The sequence below is a fragment of the Novosphingobium sp. B 225 genome, from assembly GCF_002198665.1.
In the GTDB taxonomy this organism is placed as follows: domain Bacteria; phylum Pseudomonadota; class Alphaproteobacteria; order Sphingomonadales; family Sphingomonadaceae; genus Novosphingobium.
In genome coordinates this window covers 37,413-58,730 of the sequence record NZ_MWLM01000003.1, presented here as the reverse complement: position 1 = coordinate 58,730, position 21,318 = coordinate 37,413, and the positions used below count along the sequence as shown (strand labels likewise).

Sequence of the window (21,318 nt, the reverse complement as noted above, 5' to 3'; positions counted from 1 at the left end):
GCATCATCCTTGAGGCTGGGTGGAAGAGAGGAAGGCGCGCAGCGCAGCGGCATCGCGGTATCCCTCGATCACCGCGCCATCCGATGGGCGGACAAGCACCGGAGTGCCGATGAAGCCGTGGGCCTTGGCAAAGGCCTCGTTGGCATCGAGCCCGCGGGTGTCGCAGGGCTTGGGATTAGCCAGAGCAAGACCCGAATAGGTAGCGTGAAGGCTGGTTTCGGGATCTGGCGAGCACAGCACCCGTTCGGCATCCTTGCGCGCTTCGGGCCCGAAGATCGAAATCGGGCGTTCTTCGACCCGCGCGCCGATCGCCTTCAGTTCGGCCGAGAGCTTCTTGCAGTAGCCGCAGTGGAAATCGGAGAACACCGTGACCCTTGGTCCGTTCGCCGGACCCCAAAGAATCGCACCGTTCGCGGGCAGGCCGGCGAGGGAAACCTTTTGCGGCACACTTTTGGATTGGGGCTGCGAAGTCTCGTCAGCCCCATTTCCGCGCCGCGCCGCGCCCGCCGCGAGCAGATCGGGATTGAGCGCGAGGAGCCGCGCCGCGGTCAAGTCCTGGCGCGCTTCCATGTCGTAGACCCGGCCGATCACCAGGTACTTGGCGCGGACGTCCACATAGAACAGCGTGGTTTTCGAGGCGACCTCGCACAGGCCGCCGAGCCCCTCGCAGTTGATCGCATCGATCGGCGTCTTGGGCAGGCGCAGCCTGAGCGCCGCCTTGACCTTGGCCAGATCAGGTGCGCCGATGTGCTTGGCCGCGAGCTGGGCAGCGCCCCATCCGGTAGCGCCCGACAGCGCGACCAGCGCAGCCACGCCAAGCGCGACTTTGGGCCAGCGGCGTATTGCCGGTGTGTTCAGTCCTTCGATCATTTGCTGTTCCTTACGTAGACCCCGTCGAGGAACACGACCTCGACCTCGATGCCGGTCGGCATCTCGACAACGGGCTGGTACTGTTCGGCGCGTTCGATGAGGTATTTGCTCACCGTATCGGCCGCATCGGCTGCGCCCTGGCCAAGCCCGCCGCCGAGGATGTCGCCCGGCGAAAGCTTGGCTTTCGAGCCGTCGGGATTGGTACGAGTGGTTGAGAACACCGAGTTTGAATTGGCGGAGAAGCCGCGTCCGAACCCACCGACGATCCCGGCGAGCAGGGCCTGGGTCACGAGATTGCCTTCGCGGCTGACCACGCGGCCGCGCACCCCGGACTTGCCGGCGAACGAGATGAAGCCTTTGACTTCGGATACTGCGACGCGGCCGCCAGGCTGGTCGCAGGTCATCCGGGCGAGCTTGACGTAAACCTTCTCGCTCGAGAGATCGCCGCGCGCCGCACCATTGATCACGCAGCCTTCAATCCGGGTGGTCAGGACCCGCCCGCTCTGCAGCACCGATCGCGCCGGGCCGGTGATGCGCAGCACCACGGGGAGCGGATCGGTCTGGCTCGCGACCCCGGCTGAAGCATCGACCCCGACGATCACCCGGGCCCGCGCATAGGAATTGGGCGGCAGGTAATCGGGCGAATCCTCGACCACCAGGGGCGGCACCTCGGCGCGCGCCAGTTTGACGCCCGTGCTTGGGCCCTTATCACCGCTGAAGTTCATTAGCTTGACCTCGGCCGGCGGCGGCGTCCCGTCAGCTCCAGTCCCGCCGGGAACCATGGATCCGGCTTGCGGCAGAGTGGCTGCAGGTCCCCGCGCGTCATAACTGCCAGCGCGGGGGCCATAGGCAGGCATCGCAGCGGCATTGGGAGCTGGTGCGCTTTGCTGGTTCTGCAGCTGGTTCTTGAGCTGGGTGTTTTCGGCCGAGATTGCGTCGATCGCCGCCTGGCCGTCGGTGCGCATCGCCTGGTTCTCGGCTTTCAGCGCGGCAAGTTCGGCTTCCATTTCCGGCCGCGCGACCGCGCTGTCCTTCAGCGCCTTCTGGTCGCGTGCTACCGCGTCGAGCCGGTTGCCGTAAACGGTGGTGAACTCGCGCTGTGACAGGTTGCGGTTGACCAGGCTGGCAGTCTCGATCGTCTCGGCTTGGCCTTCATCATGGGCCTTCCTGGAGCGATCGGTGCCCAGAATCAGATAGATGGTCCCGGCGAGGAGCACCGCTCCAATCCCCGCAAGCAGCATCCGCTGCCGCTTTGCGGTGCGCTTGTTGAGCTGTCCGACGCTGCTCGGCTCACGGGACTCCGCCGCCACCTGCCTTGCGGCATCGGCCTGCTTGTTAGTCTGATCAGTCATGGCTCTGCTCCCCGTTTGCGCCAACGAGGTAGGCGGTGGTGGCCGCACCGGGTTCGAGCGTGGCCCGCACGATCGCGACCGCCAGAGCGCCGCCCGCAGCGAGATCCTGCTCGCTGACCGTCAGAACCTTGGTGCCGCGATTGGCTAGACGCACGACCTTGCCCGCGAGCGCTGCACCGCGATATTCTGCGATCAACTGGACTTCGAGCGCACCGATCCGGCTTGGTGATGCAGCGGGCAGGCTGACCTCGAAGCCCGGAATGGTCTGCTGCCCGGCCATGGCCTGAATCAGGCGTACAGCAGCGTCTTCACTTGTCGTCTGGTTCTCCCAGCGGTCCGCCTCGCCCTTGGAAATCGCCGGGTTGGAGACGAACACCTGGGCGGCCTCGATCTTGTCGATCGAGCAGGAGAACTTGTAGACATAGCCCGCCTTGCTGGTGGCAAAAAAGCTGATCCGGGCAGCGGCAAAGGTCTCGGGCACCGAGACATAGATGTCGCCGCGCACGGGTTCGTGGGTCACCGCAAAGTCGTTGTAGGGATAGCCGCTCGAGATCTTCGAGACCGAAGCGAACTGGTCGCCGATGAGCGCGAACCGGGTGAGTTCGCGGGCAGAAACTGAGCATGCGATCATGCCGCCATCGGCGCTTTGCTTGAACTGATCGGCCAGCGCGGGACCGGGCAAGACCAGCAGCGACATGGCAAGCGCGATCATTGGCGCGCGTTTGGGAAGCGGGAGCGTCATTGTTTGGGTTCCTCGGTCTTTTCTTCGGTGGAGAGCTGGGCGAACCCGGCGAGCGCGAGGCGCAGGCCCTGGTAAGTCCAGTTGAAGCGAAACCGCCGCTCGTCGCTGCCGATCACGGCCGCGCCAACAAAGGTCTTGAGCGTGCCTTTGACCTCGGAAGTCAGGCCGGCAGGGTCGACTTTCAGTTCCTTGATTACGAAGGCCTGGGTCACGTCCGAGCCACGCTGCTCCTCGACGATCCGCAGCAACTCGCCCTTGAGCGTGCCATTGGCAGCCGGATCGGCGAGCTCCAGGATCTGGCTCATCCAGTAATCGAGCCCCTCAGGGCTACGATTGAGCAGCATCAGCGCGGCGTCGCGGGTGATGAACTCCATGTATTGCGCGGACACGCCGGCACTTGAAAGAGTGAGCGGTGCCCGGACGGTCGGGACCAGCACAACCTCGCGGTTGCGGGTTGCGGCCAGCCCCCCGGCGACGACCAGGGCAATCGCAAGCCCGGCGCTGACGAGCGCGAACAGGTTGCGCTGGCGCAGCAGTGCCTGGCTGCGTTCATGGGAAATCTGGACAAGCATGGTGTATCTCCCCTCAGCCAGCCAGCAGCCGGCAATAGGAGGGCGGCGTCATCTTGAGCCCCGTGAGACCCGACGGCAGATGCCAGTAGGCTGCATGGATTACCCACGCCCAGCTGCGGCCTGCTTTCGCCTTTCGCAGTGCGAACCAGGATGCCGCCGCAAGGGCTATGCCGATAAAGACATGCTGTCCGAGGATTCCCCAGGTGAACGGGACGATCATCCCGGCGAACTCGTCAAGGGTCCAGAAGCCGATTAGCTCCGGATCGTCGAGCCGCCGTGGTACGATGTAGCGTTCGCTCATGATGACGCGCGCCCTCCAGTGACACCCGGTTCAGATGACCGCGGTGACAACCGAAGTGACGATCGGCACGCCAGTGCCGACGCCGATGCCGACCCCGACCGGAACGGCAATCTGCGCCAGGGTGAAGCGCCCCGAGGCAAGCCCGATCAGACCGCCCGCGAGGCTGAGGACAGTGATGATCTTGCCGCCCGAGCCTTCCAGGAAATCAGTGAACTTCGCGAGCGCGGGGGCGAACGTGTTGTCGGCACCAGCATAGGCTGCGCTCGCGGCGAGCGCGCCGATCGCGACTGGCAGGGCGAGACCGGCGAGCTTGCCGAAACGGTTGCCATGGCGGATGGGGGAGAGGGCCAAAGTATTCATTGGGGAAGGTACTCCGCTTGAGGTTTTACAGCAGATGTTCGCTGTACGTTCTCGATGCAGAGGTTTCCGGATGTAGGAAATGGTAATGAGCACATTTGCTTGGAATTCGGCGTCGGGTGCTCGGCCTCGTGACTGAAAATCCTGTTTTTGCGCGATCGCATAGCCAAATTGCGTGAGGCAGTGAGCCAATCTGCTCGCCAGTCACGCGGATTGGCTCATGCATTGCGCAAATGGGGACCGCGCGTGATTCGGTGGTCGGCAGCGGTTTTCCTATTAGTTCGCTATATGTTCTTTTCGCTTTCCTACAACGAACACAGAGTCCTAGTGTGGCCGGCAATCGAAGAATCATGAGAGTGTGAAGTGACCGCAATTGCCGACATGATGCATGCGAAAGTCGTTGGACTTTTGCTCCGGGCAGTGAGTGCTTCAGGCCGATCCCTCACTGAAATTGCGCGGGAATCGCACTTGAAACGGGATAGCTTGCGCAGGATCCTGGCGGGCTCGCGCTCTCCGACCCTCGCAGATACCGTCAGGGTGCTGCAAGTTTGCAACCTGCCGGCTGAAGCCACTCTCTTGCTTTCGCTGCTGGTCGATGAGGAGTTTGCCATCTCGCAGGGCAACTCAAACTCTGCCCGTTTTTTCGGAGAACTGTTCAAGCAAGCGCCTACAGCCATCGTCAATGCCCTAGGAGATGATCTCGAAGAACTTCGGCCCCGATGGGCGGGCGGCACAGCCAAACTGCTCGCGCGTACCTTGAACCAGCATGTGACAGACCTTGCCCGGCGCGGCGAAGTCATCGGTATATAGGGCCCCTCGACCTGGGCCGCCCTGTGGATCGACACAGAGGGCATTTCCTGACGGACAATTCAGTCCGAAACGACATCTGGTCTGAAAAGGGTCCATCGGGCTACCACGTTGCCGCGACTGCAGGTCCGGAGATAGCGGCATTCTGCAACAAGTCAGAGATGTCTGTGGCGCTCAAGCGGGGAATGTGCGCGCAGGCTGGCTGTGGAAAGAAGCCACGGCTCGCTCAATCCTGCGCAAGTGCCATGCGCCATCGATGCGGCGCCACGATGCCGATTCCCGTACCTCAATCACCCAGCGAGTACAGGATCTCTCGCAGTTCTCTTGCAGCAGGCGTCGCATGACATCGCGGCGCTGCTCAAGGCTAGCCGGGACGGCCTGGCGGACGCGCCTGATGATCCGGGCCAGTTGCTCCGGCCAAGCGAAACGGACCGCGAGTTAGTTGCCGCTTGCGGGCAATGAGCGCACCGGTTCAGCGTTTATGCCGATGTCAGCATGATTGCTCTTGTGCGAAACGATCACCCAGACGCCGTTGGCAATGGAGAGCGCGAATACCAGAGCAATCACCCAGAACTCAATCGGAAGACGGTCCTGCGATCGCTTCATCCCATTGCTCCCTGCTTACGAAGTGACTACCGGCAAATGAACCCGGACTGATCGGGGGTCAAGGTCAGCTCGCGCGGCAATCCAATAGCAAGCGGATTAGCGTGTCGGTTGCGGTGTATCGCCTGAATAGTCGTAAAAGCCTCGACCAGTCTTACGACCGAGCCAGCCAGCCTCGACATATTTGACGAGCAAGGGAGCTGGCCGATATTTACTGTCTCCCGTCGTGTTATAGAGTACCTTGACGATGTCGAGACAGGTGTCGAGGCCCACGAAATCCGCCAGTTCCAGCGGTCCCATCGGGTGGTTGAGGCCAAGGCGGCAACCCTTGTCGATATCGGCGATATTGGCGGTGCCCTGACCCAGCACGAACACCGCTTCATTGATCATCGGCAGCAGGATGCGGTTGACGACGAAGCCCGGCTCGTCCTCGGCCTGCACCACCTGCTTGCCCAGGCTTTCGGCGAAAGCACGGGTGCGGGCGACGGTTTCGGCGCTGGTGGCCAGGCCCGGGATCACCTCGATCAGGCCCATCACCGGAACCGGATTGAAGAAGTGCAGCCCGATGAAGCGCTTGGGATCGGGCGAGCTGGTCGCCATGCGGGTGATCGGGATCGAGCTGGTGTTCGATGCCATGATCGCATCTTCGCGCAGCACCTTACCGGCCGCTTCGAAGATCTTGCGCTTGACCTCTTCCTTTTCGGTCGCGGCCTCGATGATCAGGTCGGCCTCGGTAAAGCTGGCATAGTCGCCCACCGGGGTGATCCGGGCGAGCGCGGCTTCGGCTTCGGCCGGGGTTAGCTTTTCACGCCCGACCAGGCGGGTCAGCGCCTTGTCAATGTTGGCTTTTGCTTTCTCTGCCAGGGCAACGTCGATGTCGGCCAGCAACACCTTGATACCGCACTGGGCAACCTGCTGCGAAATGCCGGAACCCATCTGGCCCGCGCCGATAACCGCCACTGTCCGCATTTCAACATTCCTTCGCAAGCGCAGCAAACCCGGGCTGACTAGCGAGGGAATTGTCTCTTGGCTAGCTGCAAGTCACTGCATTTTGGCCCGGCCGTTCCGGACACTCTGCTTTGGATTTGCGCCAAGTGGCAGTTTGGCTTGATCAATCATAGGGAATGTCTGGATTAGCTTTTGAAAAGGGCAGGTTCCATCAATGCGGGCATCATGACGGAAAGCATGCTCCGCCAGATAGAGCGGCAAGATAGCTTCCTTGACCACACGATTTTGACTGCGCAGGAAATACTTCAGGCTATTCCAGTAGCTTTCTATCCATACGTTTGAAAATCCGTTCTTTTTCCACTCTCCATTGCTGTGATTGAGGGCGATGTGCTGGAATCCACGCTTTGTGAGTGAATGATAGGAGCGATGCGAGTCGGTGACGATCGTTGACCCTGGGGAAACCCAGGCATCGATCAAAGCCATGAATGTGGAAGCGCTCCTGTCAGGTATGACGCAGGTCTGCACACCAAGCCGATCGTGCATGCCAAATACGATCGCACCTTTGCCAGCACGCTGGCTGGATTCGATTACGTTTGGCAGCCAGGTTTCGTCGATCTGGACGATTTCGCCTTGGCCGCCGAGCCGGCGCATCTGCCGCAGTTCAGTAATATGGAGTCTCGCCAGGCAAAGCATGCGGTATGCAGCCAACCTGGATACCCCGAGATGTCGCGTCAGATGATCTACCGTTATGCCTGAGGTGCGGTTCGCAAGCAGCAGCAGAAAATAAAACCACTCCCAAGCCGAGATTCTCGAATGTCCCATTAGCGTGCCAGCAGTCGGTGAGAGCGAAATATTGCACCGATAACAATAAAATTGTCGTAGTCTTCCGGTCGAGTTTAGCCGATGACTACCTTCACATCGAGGGCACGCCAGTTCAATGCCATATTTCGTGACGGCGATGTGCCGAAAACAGGCCGCAGAGTCGGGAAACTGCTTTAAAAATTCAAAAAAATTAGTCGATGCGGCCGTCGTCATTTCCAGTCTCAACGCGCTCGATCAATGCTCGGGAAGGAGCCAATGGCATCAAGGAAGGTAATTCGTCCGGTTTTATTTCGGCGATAGACAAATTCGAATGAAGAAATATATTGGTTGATATTTCTCGACATTATCCATACGTGATTGCTTATCACAAATAATTTTAATCTAATTAGTGTGACAGAAAGTTCCATAAATGCAGAATCGTATGGATCTGGTCCAACCTCTCGGGGAAAAGTTTTGGTAAATAAAGGATTTCGATAGGAAAATACTTTACGAGACGTGGCCGCATCCCGGAACACGAGAACTGACCCTGGGTGCACTCTTTCTTCCAGCAGTGCTCTCGCTGAGCGGAAGTCTCCCTTTGGAATGGCCAGAATGCAAAAATCCCTAGCGTCTCCGGCGATCAGCAATCGCATCGAATGGCGTGACCCAACCACAGGATCGATTACATTTTTCATTGTTGTTTCAACAATATAAACGCGTTCACCCACGCCTCCTAGGCGTATTTGGCTGTCAATTCTCCGAAAGTGCGCACGAATTCGATCAGCCATTCTCACGGCCGCTGCGTGGGAGATGCCCAAGTGCCTGGAGATGAATACCGCACCGACGCCAGTGCCGGTGTTGCAGAAGTGCAGGATGGCATAGAACCATTTATGCAACGGGATCCCCGTTTTGGCGAAGAGCGTGTTCGTAAGGGGATGAATGCGGGCCCCAAAGCAGCAGCTAGGGGCAAAACTTTGGGTCTTGCCGACCCGGTGCCAACGACTACTTTTGCCGCACCGCGGGCAGGCGGGCTGGTCTCCGTATTTGACATGCAAAATGTGCCGCAGGCAGGCATCAGAATCCGGAAACAGGTGCAGAAACTCAGTTATGGACAAGCCAGTGAGGTTCCGGGCCAAGACTGGATTGTGCGGCATGGTTGATGCTGCTCTATCGAGGCCGATGTTTGACAAGTTCAATTTGAACGGGACCCGGACTGTGGTTTAGCTGCACCGGCCTCAGTCAGACCTGGCGTGAAGATCGCAGCCGAATCAACAATCACGCGAGTCGTTAACGATTTGTTTACCATATTTCAGTATGTCTACTGAGGTCAGCCCGATGACGCTACGGCTTTACCGAACTGCATCGCGGCTCCGGTTCTGCCGAATGTCAGCGGGCTGACACCTACCTTTCCTGATCCAACCGACAGACACGTGGGACCTTGGCCGGGTCGAACCCGGACTAGTCCTGGGACGGCAAACGGCAGCCGAGCAGGAAGGCTGCGGGCGCAGACCATAAGCGCCAGCTCGCCTGTAACGCCCAAGTTGCCGTCATTGCAGCGCTATGCCCGCAGGCCGAGCCGCATGAATGCAAGCTGCAGCTTGCAAGTGAGCCATTCTGAAATCAGTGCGGAAGACCCCTTCAGCTTTCAGCGAACGCACGGTGTTTCAATGAGCCAAGGCTATGCGCATGGTTCCGTTACTGATGCGGCAATATGCCATGCAAGTTTCGATCTCTGCGCTCATCGATATCGTTAGCTAGGATCGCCAATGCATGCTCAACGTAAGCGGCGGCGAGCCGCTCTTCAACCGAATCCAAGCCAATCAGTGCTGTTTCAAGTAGAGCCACGGCTCCTTCGAGCTGCGTTGCGTTGGAAAATGCGACAATCGAAAGGGCGGACTTCATATTTCCCACTCCGGTAATAAAGTTACGCCATTTGATGACTTGGTGGTTTCACCAGGCTGAATATTGAATGCAGCGATTGTTCAGAAATTTCAGGGCAGGGATGAATGGAATCTGCTTGCTGTGGGCCACCATGATGCGACCACGCGACCCTGCAAATGCCGCTAAATTCTAGCCGGTTACGGCGGTATGTCCTTACCAAATTCGGTCTACCGTAGGCCTCGAGTTGAACGGAAACTCAGCCCTTTCGCCGCTCATTCTTCCCTGGACCGTCGCGGCCTTGCTCCCGTTCCTCCCGCACGGACGGGCTTGTGTGGCTGCGGCTAAGGCAGTCTGATCGCAGTCCTCTTGGTTGCCGAGGCGTCGGCAGCGGCTTAAGAGGCTTCGATGAAGCACATCGCCATGGTTGCCGTCCTGTTTGGAACATCTCCGCTTGCTGCCGCCGAGGACCAGGACCCGGACCTCACAATGGTGAGCGAAGCCGACGCGATCAATTGTCACCTGGATGCACCGACTTACCAAGGTTTTGCCCTATCCATTTCCGGTGAAGACGGCCTCGCGATCAAGCGTCAATGGCGCAAGGTCGAAACCGAAAATCCGTTCCTCGATGAATACGAACTTCCGACGCCGATCTTGGTGACGGCCACTTATCAGACCCGCCGCATCGCGTTTTCCTCGAGCGGTGTCATGGCAATCCTCGATTTGGCTGACCCAAACATCCTCGCGCGTGATGAAGCGATCGCCAACGCAATGGATCCCGAGCCACTCATCGCCGAGTTGATCGCTTCGGGCAGGGCATCCCGCGCCGAAATCGAAGCCGAAATGCCATTTAGAAAGTTCCTCGGTGAACGGGTTTTGGCCGATGTGACCGAACTGCCCACCGGCGACGAGAGTTTCGGCACTCACACGATCGTTGCGCGAACCCTATCCAATGCCACGTCTCACCCAGGCAAGACGCTTTATGGCTGCTCCTACCGGATCGAATTGATCGGCAAAGACGGCAAGCCGCTTTGATTTTGGCCGTGTGCAGGTTTTTTTCGCATCAGGCCTACCGTGTTTGCTGTCGCCGCCATCGCGCTGGGCCTTGTGGGCCTACCGTTCAGTTCCCGCGACCCTAATGAACGCGTCGATGCATTGACGGACGCGGCGACTGGGAACGCCAGCCCTGATCAAGTCACTTAGCCAGACGCGCGCCGCTAGGCTCGCAGGAGAGCAGGCGGCCTTTGCCGATCTTTGGGAGTCACCACTGCCGCCTCGCCGGTTTGAATGTCAGGACCGACCAAACGGCAAAGTGACCGCTTGGTGCTTGAGCGATTGATGTCAGGCGAGCGAACCCATGGCAATTGGCGGATTCTATGCTCCCGGTTGACGCAAGCTCGCAATTCGGCTCGCAACCTCTAAAATGGCAAGATTGAGGTGCTCTGCGGCTATCAGTAGATTTGCTGCGTCTTCCGGCTTGCGCGCGCGCGCTTGCTCTAGGACTGCATCTACACAGTCTCTCAAATCGACTTCAATCTGTTCAAGTAAGGTCAGTTGACCGCCGCCTCCTGCCATGATTTCCCCCGATCATGCGACACTCGTTGTCTACGCGGGAATCAAGGCTTGAAGTCCTAACGAACGAGGTAAAAATTCGCCCAAGATTGCTCGCACGATTCATATCTTCTGCGGGAATTCGCGGATCTGGATCTTCGAATTTTGTCAGGCCTGCCAAAGAGTTCATGCCTTTGCGCAGCCATGGTACGGGCTGTGACAAACTGACGTGCAGTCACTGTGCCATGTTTGTAGGACTGCAAATTGGCGCATACAGCAGCCAGATCGGAAAACCGATTCTGCCCACGAATCCCAACTCTCCCAAACCGGGCTAAGGTTGGATGCTTCGGTGCCCACGTGAGAACGGATTGATGCAAACCAGCGGAACTGAAAATGCCGAACTGCTTAGCTGGCTGTCCCGGCTTTCAGATCTCGCCACCTTTGCGCAGATCGCAAAGAAAGAAGAAGATGGCCGTTACGTCGAGGCTCTCGCAGAACTGCTTCAGACCATGCCAGCCAGAGCTGAGCCTCACGGCTTTTTCGCTACGCCTTCAAACCGCATCAAGGAATTGCTGAGCACTCATGCATTTGATGCGCTGGCTATCGTCTTGATCCCTGAGGCTATTGATTACACGCTGTCCTACTCGAAGAAGGAGGGGCACATCGCATTGTTCCGCCGGCGTGACTCACAGATCGAGGTGATCTTACGGGGGAAAAGCCTGACATTGTTGCTCGTGGCCGGGATTGCCCAGATGATCTATGAATGCCGATTTGAGATCATCAACTCTTAGCCCGCATCGATAAAATCGTTTGATCGGAAATCCTAGACGGTGACGCCGTCCGTTCTTAGGCGGCCAAGAATCTGCTGCCAGTTTTCTTCTGCGCTATCGAGCAGGGCGCACCTTATGGTGCTGTCCGGGATTGCGTCCAATGCTGCCTGCAAGCGATGAATGTGTCGTTCGCGATGAGCAAGCGCTTTGGCAGCCGGGTCATTTTGCTCAAGCAGGTAAAGGCCCCACAGATCGAGAATCATAAATTTGATGATCTCAATGTTTGCCAATTGCTCTGCGGCAAGTTTGTCCGTTTCGTTCACAGGTTCCCCGAGACAGCCAAATGTGAGCATGCTGGCCTGTTGAGAAAGCCAGATATATCAGACGATATATATCGCACGGGCTGGAATCAAGGAATCGGCGAATACTGAATGCAATTTAACGTGGAGAAACTGCGCCAATCAGGTCGCGGTGAGCCGCTCTTTCAGGAGTTGCTCCATTCTTGTCCGACCAGTCTGGGTAAGCTGCACCCACATCCTGCGTCCATCTGAAGGGTCAACTGTTCGCTCAATCAGTGCTTGGCCTTCGAGCAATTTTACCCACCGCAATGCCGTAGTGGAGGGCACCCGCGCGGCAACGCAGGCCGAAGAAACGGATACACGCTTTCGATCAACATCGGCGACAAACAGGTCGAGCAAGATGTCCCAGGCGGGCTCACCAAACAGATCCCGTTCCAGCATCGACGTGCGGCGCGAGCGTTGCTTGTACTCTCGCTCCGCCAGCATTCTGAGCTGTTTGCGTTCATCCTCACTGACTAGAACGTCGGCTGACGGCGCAAAAGAGAAGGCCCTAGGCTCAGTAGTGTCTGCGCTGTTTGCAAGATAGTCGGCCAGACTCCCAACAGTTTGCTGAAGCTCCGCAACGACTGCTCTGAGAGCGCCGAGGTCCATGGCAGGGCCGGAATGCTTGCTCACAGCAGCCCCAGTCGCTTCATGCTGGATACTGACTGGCCCGCGATGATCAGGTGATCGATCAGGCGAACGCCGATGGCCGCGATCGTTTCGGCCACTCGTTGCGTTGATCTAACGTCCTCGACGCTTGGGCCGGGATTCCGGGAAGGATGATTATGAAACAGGATTAAGCCCGCAGCGCCTAGTTCCATTGTCCGGCGCAAGATGTGGCTTAGGTTAGCGTTCACAAAGCTAGTGCCGCCTGCCGCAATGATCTCCTCGGCGATGAACCCATCGCCGTCATCGACGAAAATCGCATGAAGCTCCTCGACCGGCCGGCCATTGAATTTGAGCGCCAGATAGCGCTCGAGCGCGACATCGTTGCAATCAACCGGGGCGCGTGTGACTGATGCACAAAGGCCAGCTTCCACCAATCTGCGGGCTGCCGCGATGAGTAGGCCGATGTCGCGGTCTTCCCCGCAAGCAGCGACGATTTGCTGATCGGAAGCCGTCATCGTCCGGTCGAGACTGCCAAACACCTCGAGCAAGCGCTGCGCCGTGCGCTGTGAACGCCGGCCGCCGAAGGGCTCTAGAAGCTCTCCCAGGAACGGGGCGGGGGCGCTTGCCTGACGCGTCGCAAATGGCACCATGTCCCGATCGTGAAAGCCAGAATCTCGAAATACGATGGAGTAATCATCAGGATCGCCAGAGCACTCTGGCTGATCGAAGGATACAGCGCGCGCACAAAGTGTGCGATTGTCGAAATCAACTGGAGGCTTGCAATCCATAAGGGATAAACTCGGTTTGCAACGAGCGCGATGCCAACGAATGCGCCGGAAGCCAAAAGATCAATCACCAGATGGCCTGTCGGTACGATTATCGTGCTGCTCAGGGCCTGGGCTGCTGCGTGCAGTACCAAGTCGAAGAGCCACATACCGGCGAAGGTCGCCGCAATCGCCTTTTCAGGACCACCACCTTTCCAAATGGCGAGCACGCACAAAATGACCGTCAGCAGCGCTTCAATTTCGACCCTGGCGCTGATGATCGCAGAGAGCATAGCTCCCTGATAGATGCGCGTGCTCGCCTTCCGTCAAGCCTATGCGGCTACGGAATCGGAAATTCCGCCGATTGAACCCAGGACTGGCGTTGAACCTTCTTCATCCATGATGCCCATCTCGCGCCCGATCTTCGACATATGGTCGTGCACCCGGAAAATATCGGTGCTGCCATCGATCAGTGCGGTCTGTGCCCGGGCCAGCCGAATGAGGGCCTCCTGGCCAGTATGACCGACGACATCGGACGCAGCGCGCGCTTCGACCAAAGTTTTCATCAGCGAGGCGGCAGCCAGAATTGCCTCATCAGCCTTGGCTTCCGCGTTTTTGAGTTCACGGGCGATCCGCACGCTTGCAAGCGAATTGGTCATCTTCATGGTAGGTCTCCCGCCCACCACGCTCCATGGCGAGCTTAGATATGCGTGGGGGGAGCAGTGGGCAGACCAGACAAGGCTGCGTTAATGCCTTGCCCGACACCTAGACCCAGCATAACCAATGCGAGGATACCCATTGCGATCAGCACAATCACTGCCGCGCGGTTCCATTTTGCATTGATGCCCCTGAGCACCCCAGGGACGATTTCCGGTCGGAGATTTTCCCAAGGCGCCTGCTGATGGAAAACCATCGGCTCGGCAAAGGTCAAAACTCGACTTTCGTCGCCGTCCTGACGCTCTCGTGGAGGAATTGGGCGCTGATCAGCTAGTCCAGAATTTCTACATGCAGAAATTCTATATCCATCAGTCTTGTCTATATCATTGAAATTGCGCCAAAGTTCAGCAAGCTCGGATAAGCTGTTGACTGTGAGTTGCTGCTTCAAGGCTTTGATATGGGAGTTCACAGCCGATTCGCTGATCTCTAGCCGACCGGCTGTCTCCTTGAGCGTCAATCGATTGGCAACGCATTCGAGCACCTCGGCCTGACGCTTAGTCAAGGCTGCCGCCCTTTGGTTACCACCTGTGCATACTTGTGTCATCGCGGTATTGCCTGCCTACCTCATGACCAGATCAACTACTCGTCGAAATTATCACTAAAACCAATCGTCTAGGCTAGACTCATCGGGTCCGGCGCTTAACATGTCGAGTGCCTGCTGTACATAGGCACCGCACGGGCCAAGTTTTGCTTCATCGATCAGCGCCAGCACTTCCTTCAAGCGCTGTGCGATCAGCTCGATCGAATCCGATGTCTGACTTTTCGTCATTGGGGAGGCATTTCGGTTGCGACGCACTGGTTGTTGTTGCTTGCTGTTAGGCAGCTATCCTGGCGATTGAAATAGCAATAATCGCGACAAACACAACTATCCCAAGTAGCAGCTTCAGGATCGTCATGGTCCGCTCATACAGTGCCCGGCGGCTGCTGGAGTAGTGGCCGCACCATTCGAGGGCCTGTGTCACGGGCCAGCCTGTCAAGCTGGGTGCTGGGAATCGGCAGAATCCCAGATCCGCTTCAGCCGGCTCTTGAAGCTCCCAGAACGCGCAATCGCGGCATTTCACCACTGTGTTTCTTCCCACCCTAGTTCCTGCGCCCAATCCCTGATGCATCAAATCTCATTTTGACCATCACCGCGTCAATTGGTTTAAGTCTTTGCCTCGAGCAACTGGCTCATCCCTGATGCGCGCTACCCAAAGTGTTTCAGAATGAGGCACCCGCGCGCAAAGTAATGCGTCCTTCGATTGCGCCCGTTGGTGAGGATTGGGGACCTGGCCGCCACCTTTTTTGACGGTCTTCCCCGAGCCATGCTGCGATGTGTCGTAAATCGAATTTCGACGAGCAGGCTTCAAAAAAAGGCGGCGTCACAAAAGGACGCAGCCGCTATAGTCCTTAAACTCCACTCTGGAGTCCTTCTCGATCAAGTCGCTGATGTTGATTTAGGCTTGATTCGTCGATCACGTCAAAAGAAAAACGAAAAAGTCTCCGGAACTGAGCGATCACGTAACCGAAAATCCTGATTTCACTGCTCGAGATGATCTCCGAGGGAATGTTTGATCGCCCCAGGACAGCTTCCAGCAATCGCAGGGTGCGTGGCGAATTCGTGCGAGAAAAGGAACCTCGCCAAGCGCGCAAGCCCAAATTTTGCTGGACTTGAGAATCGTAGATTGGCTCGTGTTGATCAAGGCGCGGCTATTGTCACTCATCGTCGGTGTAGTGGATTTTCCAAAATCGTCCATGAAGTAGATCGAGCCCACTATGGGCTTGGTTTGCAGCCCGAGAGCCTGACTTAAATTATCCGGCGTAAATTCATAGCCTTGCGAAGCTTCGCACGAAGAGTTGGGCCGAGGTGACGAAGTGTCATCCTGTTGCCCATGCGATGGTATGCTCGAAGTGCTCGGCGAGGCGGCGGTGGTGATTGAGACAAGCGAGTGTGCGTTCGCCCCCCAGCGGCGCGGCAACACGATAAATCCCTTTGCGGTATCGGCTCGTCTGACGATCTCGACGGTCCATTTCACGATTCGGTGGGGGGCTTCCTTGAGTTTCTCATCGGCATAGCCACTTTCGGCAAAGACAAGTGCAGGGCGTCACCTGCCACTTCCTGGAGGCCAGCGCCCCGCCGATCAGGAGCCACAAGGCTTGCTTTATATCGTGGCGTCCTTGACTGGCCGAACTAACGACAGCTTTCGAGAAGCCCTGCGGTTGCGCGGATTGGTGGATCTTGCGGACAATCCGGAACGTCAGGTGCCGAGCCGAGTCAAGTCAAAGCTGCCATGCGCTCAATTGGATGCGGCTTGTTTTCGGAATAGCAAGTTTGAATATTCGACATGTGTTGGTCGGGTTTGTAAACCGGGAGTGAGCGCAGCTAGCGCGCCAATAATGCAGGAGAAGTCCAGGCCTCGAAATGCGATCACCGCCTGTTGCGACGAAATTCTAATTAAATCGAATGAGGTATTGAAGAGTTATTTATGTCCGGAGAAACTGGCAGCATTTCAGCGTCAAGACTTGTATTCTGACTGACGTAGTGCGTATTCTTCATACTTCATCGCGGCAACAACCATGCACAAGCCGGCCAGCATAGGTGTTAACGCAATCAGCAGCATCGAGTAGCGCACCGCCTCATTGCCAAGTTCCGGTTGCAGGGCATCGTTGAGCAACCCAACCGCCGTTGGTCCGATGGCATTGCCCAGAAAGCTCGCGCCAAGGAGAATCATGGCGATAGCCAGCGCGCGCTCGTCCTTGCGGACAATGTTTGTGATCGCAGCATAGATTGGCCCCTGATGGATTAATGTGAAAAAGCTCGCAGCGGCAAGCCCCGCGAACCAGGCCGGGCGACTCTCGCCGAGCAGCAGTAATGCTTCGGATGGACCCGCAGCAATGCACGCGAAAGCCGGGATCAGGACTCGCCATGCCAGCCGGTCTGGCGCGATCCGATCGATCAGCAGTCCGCCTGCCAAAATGCCTGCGGCGGAAACTACACCGCGAACCGGGCCGACGATACTTGCCACCTGGGCCAGCCCCATGCCGTGTACGCGCGTAAAGAACGTCGGCGTCCAGGCACCGGCCGCCCAAACGTTGGCTCCCATGAGTGTGACCCCGACGAAAATCCAGACGTAGCACCGATTGCGGAACAACTCCGCAATTCCGCGCAGCACCGCCATGGCGGACCCTTTCAATCGCGGCGGATTGGCGATCTGACGCACTGGTTCGCGGACGGTGAGCACGAGCAGCGGCACGAGGATCAACCCCGGCAGCCCCATCGCGATGAACATGGCTCGCCAGCCGTGGTGCTGAGCCACCCAGCCAGCGATTGGAAAGAACACGATGAAAGCCAGCGAATTGGCGGTCCCGAAGATCGCCAGTGCAAGCGGTCGGCGCGCCTTGGGAAACAGGTCGGCAATGATCGAGTTGGCTGGCGGCAGCGCCGCAGCCTCGCCCGCGCCGAGCAGCAGCCGTGCCGCCGCAAGCTGCAGAATTGAGCTGACATAACCGGTCGCGACGGTCATCAGGCTCCAGAACGCCAGACCGACTGCGATGATATTGCGCCGGTTCGCCCGGTCAGCCAGCCAGGCAATCGGCAGGCCCACTAGCGAGTAGAGAAACACGAAGGCCAGGCCCGAAACAAGCCCGAGCACCGTGTCTGACGAACCGAACTCCTGCTTGATCAGCGGCAGGGCAAGCCCGAGCAACGAGCGGTCGAGGTAGTTGAATACCGAAATCAATGTCAGGATAGCCAGCGGCCAGCTCGCGCGCCACGGCCAGCGCTGGTCGTCCTGGGTTGGGAAAGGCTCGGTCATGGCAGGCGGTATCCCAGGCTTTGCGTCAGCCGATGATCGGCGTCGATCCGCGCCCCGCGCTGCGCAAGGATCGGGGGGCGGTCAATCAGGTCGGTTCGCAGCCACAGGCGCAGCAGCCTTCGTCGCTGGTTGCTCTGGTCCTGGAAGGCGGTGCGGCCATGGAGCCACGACCAGTTATGCCAGAACAGGATGTCGCCCTCCCGAAGCATGAACGTTCGGCGCTCGCTCAGGTTCATAGCCGCCGCGCGTAAGTGATCGAGCCCCCGTGCAAGGGCGTCAGGCAGTTGCTCGCCCCGGCTTTGCGCGGCCATGCGCATGAAATAGCCATTCCAGCAGACCAGCTTGCGCTCACCGTCGAACAACACAGGGACCTTGTCCTCGCTCACCGGATGATCCGATTGGAGCACCGGGTTGGTGCCGAAGTAATAGCCCTCGCGCAGCGTAGCCATGCCCTCGCCGTGGTTTGCGAGCAGGCAGTCGTGGAGTTCGTGGGCAGGGACCAGAAAGCTCTCTCCGCCCCGCTCGGCCGGGCGCACGCATGCGAGGGCGAGGATATCGTGCAGGTCCGTGTGGCCCTGCAATTCATCGTGCGAATGGGTACCGCGCGCCTGCACATCGTCGGGGTTGTGCTCTACGCGTGCGATTAGTTCCCCATTTGGTGACTGGATCGAGGGGACCCCAAGCCATTTGCCAAGTACCAGCAGCGCGCGCTCAAATGCCGCTTCACCAATTCTGTCGGGATAGAGACCGCGCAGCAGAATCGCGCGCGAACCGGCGATAAAACAAGTGATCAAATCGGCGTGCAATTCGTTGGAAGCAGCGCCATCGGGTTCATCCGACAACAAAGCTGCGGCTTCGTCCGGCAAAACAGCGCGGCGCACAATTTCGCCCATAATGTCAGTCAAAGCCGCGAAGCCCGCGTTTCGGTGGTGGTGATGAATTCGAGCAGGGCAGGCTGCCCGGCCTCGGTTGCGGCGATCCCGCGGGCGATGGCCGCGCGGATCTCGTCCGGTCTGGTCACACGTTCGCCATATCCGCCCAGCGCGCGAGCCAAATCGGCATAGTTTCCGGAAATGTCGGTTGCGCGGAACCGTTCGGTTGCAACCGGCATCTGGTCAAGCTCGATCGCCATGGCCGAATTGTTGAGCAGGATCGACAGGATCGGCAAGCGTTCGCGTGCGGCGGTTTCGAAATCCATGCCCGTAAAGCCAATCGCCGCATCGCCCCACACGTTAATGCACAGGCGGTCTGGACAGGCTAGCTTGGCGCCCATTGCCAGCCCGAGACCATAGCCAAGCTGAGTGGTCTTGCCCCAGCCGATGTAGGAAAGCGGGGTGGTGCTTTTCCAGAACGGGCTCAGCTGATCGCGCGGAGAACCGGCATCATGGGTGATGATGGTCCGGTCAATGTCGACGGCCTGCTGAAGTTCCCACAGCACTCGGTAGGGGCTAAGCGGAGTGGAACTGGATTCGAGCAACGGCAGCCACTGCTGCAGCCACTCGGCCTCTACTGCCGCGATCTCGGCAATCACCGGCTGCATGTTGCGGGCGGTGGTAATCCGTTCTCGGCAGGCAGCAATCAGGGCGGCCAGAGTCAGCTTTGCGTCCCCGGCCAGCGCCATTTCGCACGGCGCACCGCGGTTGAAATCGGCGGGATCCAGCGTTGAATGGATCAGCGGCACGTGGCGCGGCATGGCAACGCCAAAGGCGGTATCGGCCAGGCTGCAGCCGACGGCCAGGATCAGATCGGCATTATCGAGGAAATGGCGCAGCTGCCCCGGTATCGCCGCCCCGCCCGAACCAAGCGAGAGTGGGTGTCGCTCATTGAAGGCACTCTTGCCTTCAAGGCTGGTCGAAACTGGCGCCGCGAGTAATTCGGCGAGTTCGCGAAGTTCGTCGTAGGCGTTGGCCCAGTGAATGCCCTGTCCGGCGTGGATCACCAGCCGCCGGGCAGTGACAAGCCGATCGGCGACTGCGCCAATCGCATCAGGATCGGGGCCAACGCGGGTGGAGACGACCGGGCGATAGTCGAGCTCTACGGGAAGGTCTTCACCTAGTACGTCCCAAGGCATTTCGACGAGCGCCGGGCGGAACCGGCCGTTGCGCAGCGCCGTGAACGCCCGCCGCAGCACAGCTGCGGTATCCTGCGCGCGCAGGATCGGTTCGGCGGTCTTGGTGATGTCGCGCATCGAGACGGTAGCGTTGTAATTGCCCGGCACGTGGGCGAGGTGGCGGGCGTAGCCCTGCGGCAAGACCAGCACCGGCACGCTTTCGGACCAGGCCTGCGCCACGGCCCCATAGGCATTTTCGGTGCCCGGGCCGTGCTGCATGGCGAACACACCCAGCCGCTTTCCCCGGCTGAGGCGGGAATAGGCATCGGCCATGTGCAGCCCGGTGCGTTCCTGCCGGATGATGATCGTGCGGATCCCTTCGGCCGCAGCGGTTTCCAGCACCGCATTGCGGGGATAGCCGAAGATCACGTCGATCCCCTCAAGCTTGAGGATCCGGGCAATCGCCTCGCTGACTTTCACTGTGATCTGCCCGCGTCAGTCGTGCCAGTCAGCCACGCCGAGCGGCTTTTCGCCGATCACCGTGGTGCGGATCAGGTGGCGGCGTTCGTGCTTGAAATCGTGAACCCCGCGATGCAGCGTAAAGCGGTTGTCCCACACGATCAGCGTGTTCTGCCGCCACTTGACCCGGCAATGATAGTGCAGCTGCTGGGCAAGGCTCTGCAAGTAATCGAGCAGGGCGCGGCTTTCCGCTTCGGTCCAGCCGACGAAGCCCTTGAAATAGGCCGTATTGGCAAAGATCGCGCGGCGTCCGGTTTCGGGATGGACGCGTACTGCCGGGTGGATGCTTTGCAGCTGCTCCTCGGTGAACGAATGGCCTTCGCGCAGCCGCAGGCGCTTTTCCGGGGCCAGCGCCTCGTTCTTGGCCCAGATGTCGCGGCCCGAATAGATGATCTGCAGATCATCGACCACGGCCTTCAGACCGGGCGAGAGGTGCTCGTAAACCAGGTAGGCGTTCGAAAACGCGGTGTCGCCGCCCCACTGCGGGCAGTCGATCGCCCGCATCACGATGCATTTGGGCGGCTGCGGTAGGAACGGGCTGTCCGTGTGGAAATGCTCGAACGAGGGCACGACATTGACCGGCTCCCACGCCTCGCGCCGCACTTCCTGCATGTCGCTGTGCCCGCCATAGGTCGGGGCCTGCGGCAGTTCGGTCAGTTCGCCGAAATAGCGCGAGAAGGCCTTGTGCTGCTCGGGCGTCAGGTCCTGATCGCGGAACACGATGACCAAGAACTGCTGGAAGGCCAGCATGATCTCGGCCAGCGTTTCCGGATCGAGCGGCTCGCGCAGATCGACCCCGCTGATCTCGCAGCCGCAGGCACCGCTGATCGGTTCCACCCCGATCCTGCGGAACTCGGGCATGGGCAGCCCGGCGACGATGGGCGTGCCGACTTCGGGATGGGGAGTAGAGGCAGCAGTGGCCATCGGCAGTTCCTTTGCGACCGAACAGGGTGCGGTCCGGGCAGGGAAGAT

25 protein-coding genes and 1 pseudogene are annotated in these 21,318 nt (G+C 59.0%); 4 read left to right on the top strand and 22 right to left on the bottom strand.

Features of this window, described 5'->3' with window-relative positions:
- Positions 1 to 3: 3 nt before the first annotated feature.
- Genes MNBBLIKP_RS00485 through MNBBLIKP_RS00460 form a run of 6 tightly spaced genes read right to left on the bottom strand, consistent with a single transcriptional unit; the run spans position 4 to position 4,197 of the window.
- The gene (locus MNBBLIKP_RS00485) at positions 4 to 870 is read right to left on the bottom strand and encodes a DsbC family protein (protein WP_088306559.1); all 867 of its coding nucleotides are present in this window, start codon (positions 868 to 870) and stop codon (positions 4 to 6) included.
- A complete protein-coding gene (locus MNBBLIKP_RS00480; protein ID WP_088306558.1) occupies positions 867 to 2,222 on the bottom strand; it encodes a TrbI/VirB10 family protein in 1,356 nt (451 codons plus the stop codon). Before MNBBLIKP_RS00480 ends, MNBBLIKP_RS00485 begins: the two co-directional genes overlap by 4 nt.
- Positions 2,215 to 2,964, bottom strand: a complete 750-nt coding sequence (locus MNBBLIKP_RS00475) for a type-F conjugative transfer system secretin TraK (RefSeq protein WP_088306557.1) — start codon at positions 2,962 to 2,964, stop codon at positions 2,215 to 2,217. Before MNBBLIKP_RS00475 ends, MNBBLIKP_RS00480 begins: the two co-directional genes overlap by 8 nt.
- Entirely contained in the window at positions 2,961 to 3,536 is a 576-nt protein-coding gene (locus MNBBLIKP_RS00470) for a type IV conjugative transfer system protein TraE (RefSeq protein ID WP_088306556.1), read from the bottom strand. The genes MNBBLIKP_RS00475 and MNBBLIKP_RS00470 overlap by 4 nt, the downstream gene beginning before the upstream one ends.
- A gap of 13 nt (positions 3,537 to 3,549) precedes the next feature.
- Positions 3,550 to 3,837 (bottom strand): type IV conjugative transfer system protein TraL, encoded by a 288-nt coding sequence (gene traL, locus MNBBLIKP_RS00465; RefSeq protein ID WP_088306555.1) that lies wholly within the window; start codon positions 3,835 to 3,837, stop codon positions 3,550 to 3,552.
- Between the two features lie 30 nt (positions 3,838 to 3,867).
- On the bottom strand, positions 3,868 to 4,197 hold the full coding sequence (locus MNBBLIKP_RS00460; RefSeq protein ID WP_088306554.1) for a hypothetical protein: 330 nt from the start codon (positions 4,195 to 4,197) through the stop codon (positions 3,868 to 3,870).
- 360 nt (positions 4,198 to 4,557) lie between these two features.
- On the opposite strand from MNBBLIKP_RS00460, the gene MNBBLIKP_RS00455 reads away from it, so the two are divergent.
- Complete coding sequence (locus MNBBLIKP_RS00455) at positions 4,558 to 5,004, top strand: helix-turn-helix domain-containing protein (protein WP_140420483.1); 447 nt, start codon at positions 4,558 to 4,560, stop codon at positions 5,002 to 5,004.
- 435 nt (positions 5,005 to 5,439) lie between these two features.
- Here the strand turns inward: MNBBLIKP_RS00455 and MNBBLIKP_RS17865 are convergent, their stop codons facing one another.
- The 4 genes from MNBBLIKP_RS17865 to MNBBLIKP_RS17670 all read right to left on the bottom strand — a co-directional run bounded on the left by MNBBLIKP_RS17865 (position 5,440) and on the right by MNBBLIKP_RS17670 (position 8,081).
- Complete coding sequence (locus tag MNBBLIKP_RS17865) at positions 5,440 to 5,607, bottom strand: hypothetical protein (RefSeq protein WP_176399587.1); 168 nt, start codon at positions 5,605 to 5,607, stop codon at positions 5,440 to 5,442.
- A 96-nt stretch (positions 5,608 to 5,703) separates the two neighbouring features.
- Positions 5,704 to 6,573, bottom strand: a complete 870-nt coding sequence (locus MNBBLIKP_RS00450) for a 3-hydroxyacyl-CoA dehydrogenase NAD-binding domain-containing protein (RefSeq protein ID WP_088306552.1) — start codon at positions 6,571 to 6,573, stop codon at positions 5,704 to 5,706.
- 72 nt (positions 6,574 to 6,645) lie between these two features.
- Entirely contained in the window at positions 6,646 to 7,587 is a 942-nt protein-coding gene (locus tag MNBBLIKP_RS00445) for an IS1595 family transposase (RefSeq protein ID WP_088306551.1), read from the bottom strand.
- A gap of 8 nt (positions 7,588 to 7,595) precedes the next feature.
- The gene (locus tag MNBBLIKP_RS17670; protein ID WP_140420482.1) at positions 7,596 to 8,081 is read right to left on the bottom strand and encodes a hypothetical protein; all 486 of its coding nucleotides are present in this window, start codon (positions 8,079 to 8,081) and stop codon (positions 7,596 to 7,598) included.
- 90 nt (positions 8,082 to 8,171) lie between these two features.
- Here MNBBLIKP_RS17670 and MNBBLIKP_RS17665 point away from each other — a divergent pair, with 90 nt between their 5' ends.
- On the top strand, positions 8,172 to 8,513 hold the full coding sequence (locus MNBBLIKP_RS17665; RefSeq protein WP_140420481.1) for a hypothetical protein: 342 nt from the start codon (positions 8,172 to 8,174) through the stop codon (positions 8,511 to 8,513).
- A gap of 535 nt (positions 8,514 to 9,048) precedes the next feature.
- Here MNBBLIKP_RS17665 and MNBBLIKP_RS00440 read toward each other — a convergent pair.
- Entirely contained in the window at positions 9,049 to 9,255 is a 207-nt protein-coding gene (locus MNBBLIKP_RS00440; protein ID WP_088306550.1) for a hypothetical protein, read from the bottom strand.
- Positions 9,256 to 9,639: 384 nt separating this feature from the next.
- Here MNBBLIKP_RS00440 and MNBBLIKP_RS00435 point away from each other — a divergent pair, with 384 nt between their 5' ends.
- Both MNBBLIKP_RS00435 and MNBBLIKP_RS00430 read left to right on the top strand, forming a co-directional pair.
- Positions 9,640 to 10,266 carry a hypothetical protein gene (locus MNBBLIKP_RS00435; RefSeq protein WP_088306549.1) on the top strand — a complete coding sequence of 209 codons (627 nt, stop codon included), beginning with the start codon at positions 9,640 to 9,642 and terminating at the stop codon, positions 10,264 to 10,266.
- An 887-nt stretch (positions 10,267 to 11,153) separates the two neighbouring features.
- Positions 11,154 to 11,573: a hypothetical protein gene (locus MNBBLIKP_RS00430; RefSeq protein ID WP_088306548.1), complete on the top strand. Its 420-nt coding sequence runs from the start codon at positions 11,154 to 11,156 to the stop codon at positions 11,571 to 11,573.
- A 32-nt stretch (positions 11,574 to 11,605) separates the two neighbouring features.
- Here the strand turns inward: MNBBLIKP_RS00430 and MNBBLIKP_RS00425 are convergent, their stop codons facing one another.
- The 11 genes and pseudogenes from MNBBLIKP_RS00425 to MNBBLIKP_RS00385 form a co-directional block, all read right to left on the bottom strand.
- On the bottom strand, positions 11,606 to 11,875 hold the full coding sequence (locus MNBBLIKP_RS00425; RefSeq protein WP_140420480.1) for a hypothetical protein: 270 nt from the start codon (positions 11,873 to 11,875) through the stop codon (positions 11,606 to 11,608).
- Between the two features lie 138 nt (positions 11,876 to 12,013).
- On the bottom strand, positions 12,014 to 12,526 hold the full coding sequence (locus MNBBLIKP_RS18195) for a hypothetical protein (RefSeq protein WP_254912860.1): 513 nt from the start codon (positions 12,524 to 12,526) through the stop codon (positions 12,014 to 12,016).
- Positions 12,523 to 13,041, bottom strand: coding sequence for a JAB domain-containing protein (locus tag MNBBLIKP_RS00415; RefSeq protein ID WP_254912870.1), 519 nt, complete (start codon positions 13,039 to 13,041; stop codon positions 12,523 to 12,525). The genes MNBBLIKP_RS18195 and MNBBLIKP_RS00415 overlap by 4 nt, the downstream gene beginning before the upstream one ends.
- 50 nt (positions 13,042 to 13,091) lie before the next feature.
- Positions 13,092 to 13,559: a hypothetical protein gene (locus tag MNBBLIKP_RS17860; RefSeq protein WP_176399585.1), complete on the bottom strand. Its 468-nt coding sequence runs from the start codon at positions 13,557 to 13,559 to the stop codon at positions 13,092 to 13,094.
- A gap of 39 nt (positions 13,560 to 13,598) precedes the next feature.
- Positions 13,599 to 13,931: a hypothetical protein gene (locus MNBBLIKP_RS00410; RefSeq protein WP_088306545.1), complete on the bottom strand. Its 333-nt coding sequence runs from the start codon at positions 13,929 to 13,931 to the stop codon at positions 13,599 to 13,601.
- Between the two features lie 35 nt (positions 13,932 to 13,966).
- The gene (locus tag MNBBLIKP_RS00405; protein ID WP_176399584.1) at positions 13,967 to 14,485 is read right to left on the bottom strand and encodes a LuxR C-terminal-related transcriptional regulator; all 519 of its coding nucleotides are present in this window, start codon (positions 14,483 to 14,485) and stop codon (positions 13,967 to 13,969) included.
- Positions 14,486 to 15,840: 1,355 nt separating this feature from the next.
- Positions 15,841 to 16,055, bottom strand: a pseudogene (locus tag MNBBLIKP_RS18190) (IS5/IS1182 family transposase); the annotation flags it as partial.
- 423 nt (positions 16,056 to 16,478) lie between these two features.
- Positions 16,479 to 17,777, bottom strand: a complete 1,299-nt coding sequence (locus MNBBLIKP_RS00400) for a spinster family MFS transporter (RefSeq protein WP_088306543.1) — start codon at positions 17,775 to 17,777, stop codon at positions 16,479 to 16,481.
- Positions 17,774 to 18,682, bottom strand: a complete 909-nt coding sequence (locus MNBBLIKP_RS00395; RefSeq protein ID WP_140420478.1) for a TauD/TfdA family dioxygenase — start codon at positions 18,680 to 18,682, stop codon at positions 17,774 to 17,776. The genes MNBBLIKP_RS00400 and MNBBLIKP_RS00395 overlap by 4 nt, the downstream gene beginning before the upstream one ends.
- Positions 18,679 to 20,307 (bottom strand): thiamine pyrophosphate-requiring protein, encoded by a 1,629-nt coding sequence (locus MNBBLIKP_RS00390; protein WP_088306541.1) that lies wholly within the window; start codon positions 20,305 to 20,307, stop codon positions 18,679 to 18,681. Before MNBBLIKP_RS00390 ends, MNBBLIKP_RS00395 begins: the two co-directional genes overlap by 4 nt.
- A gap of 15 nt (positions 20,308 to 20,322) precedes the next feature.
- A complete protein-coding gene (locus tag MNBBLIKP_RS00385) occupies positions 20,323 to 21,270 on the bottom strand; it encodes a TauD/TfdA dioxygenase family protein (RefSeq protein ID WP_088306540.1) in 948 nt (315 codons plus the stop codon).
- Positions 21,271 to 21,318: the final 48 nt, after the last annotated feature.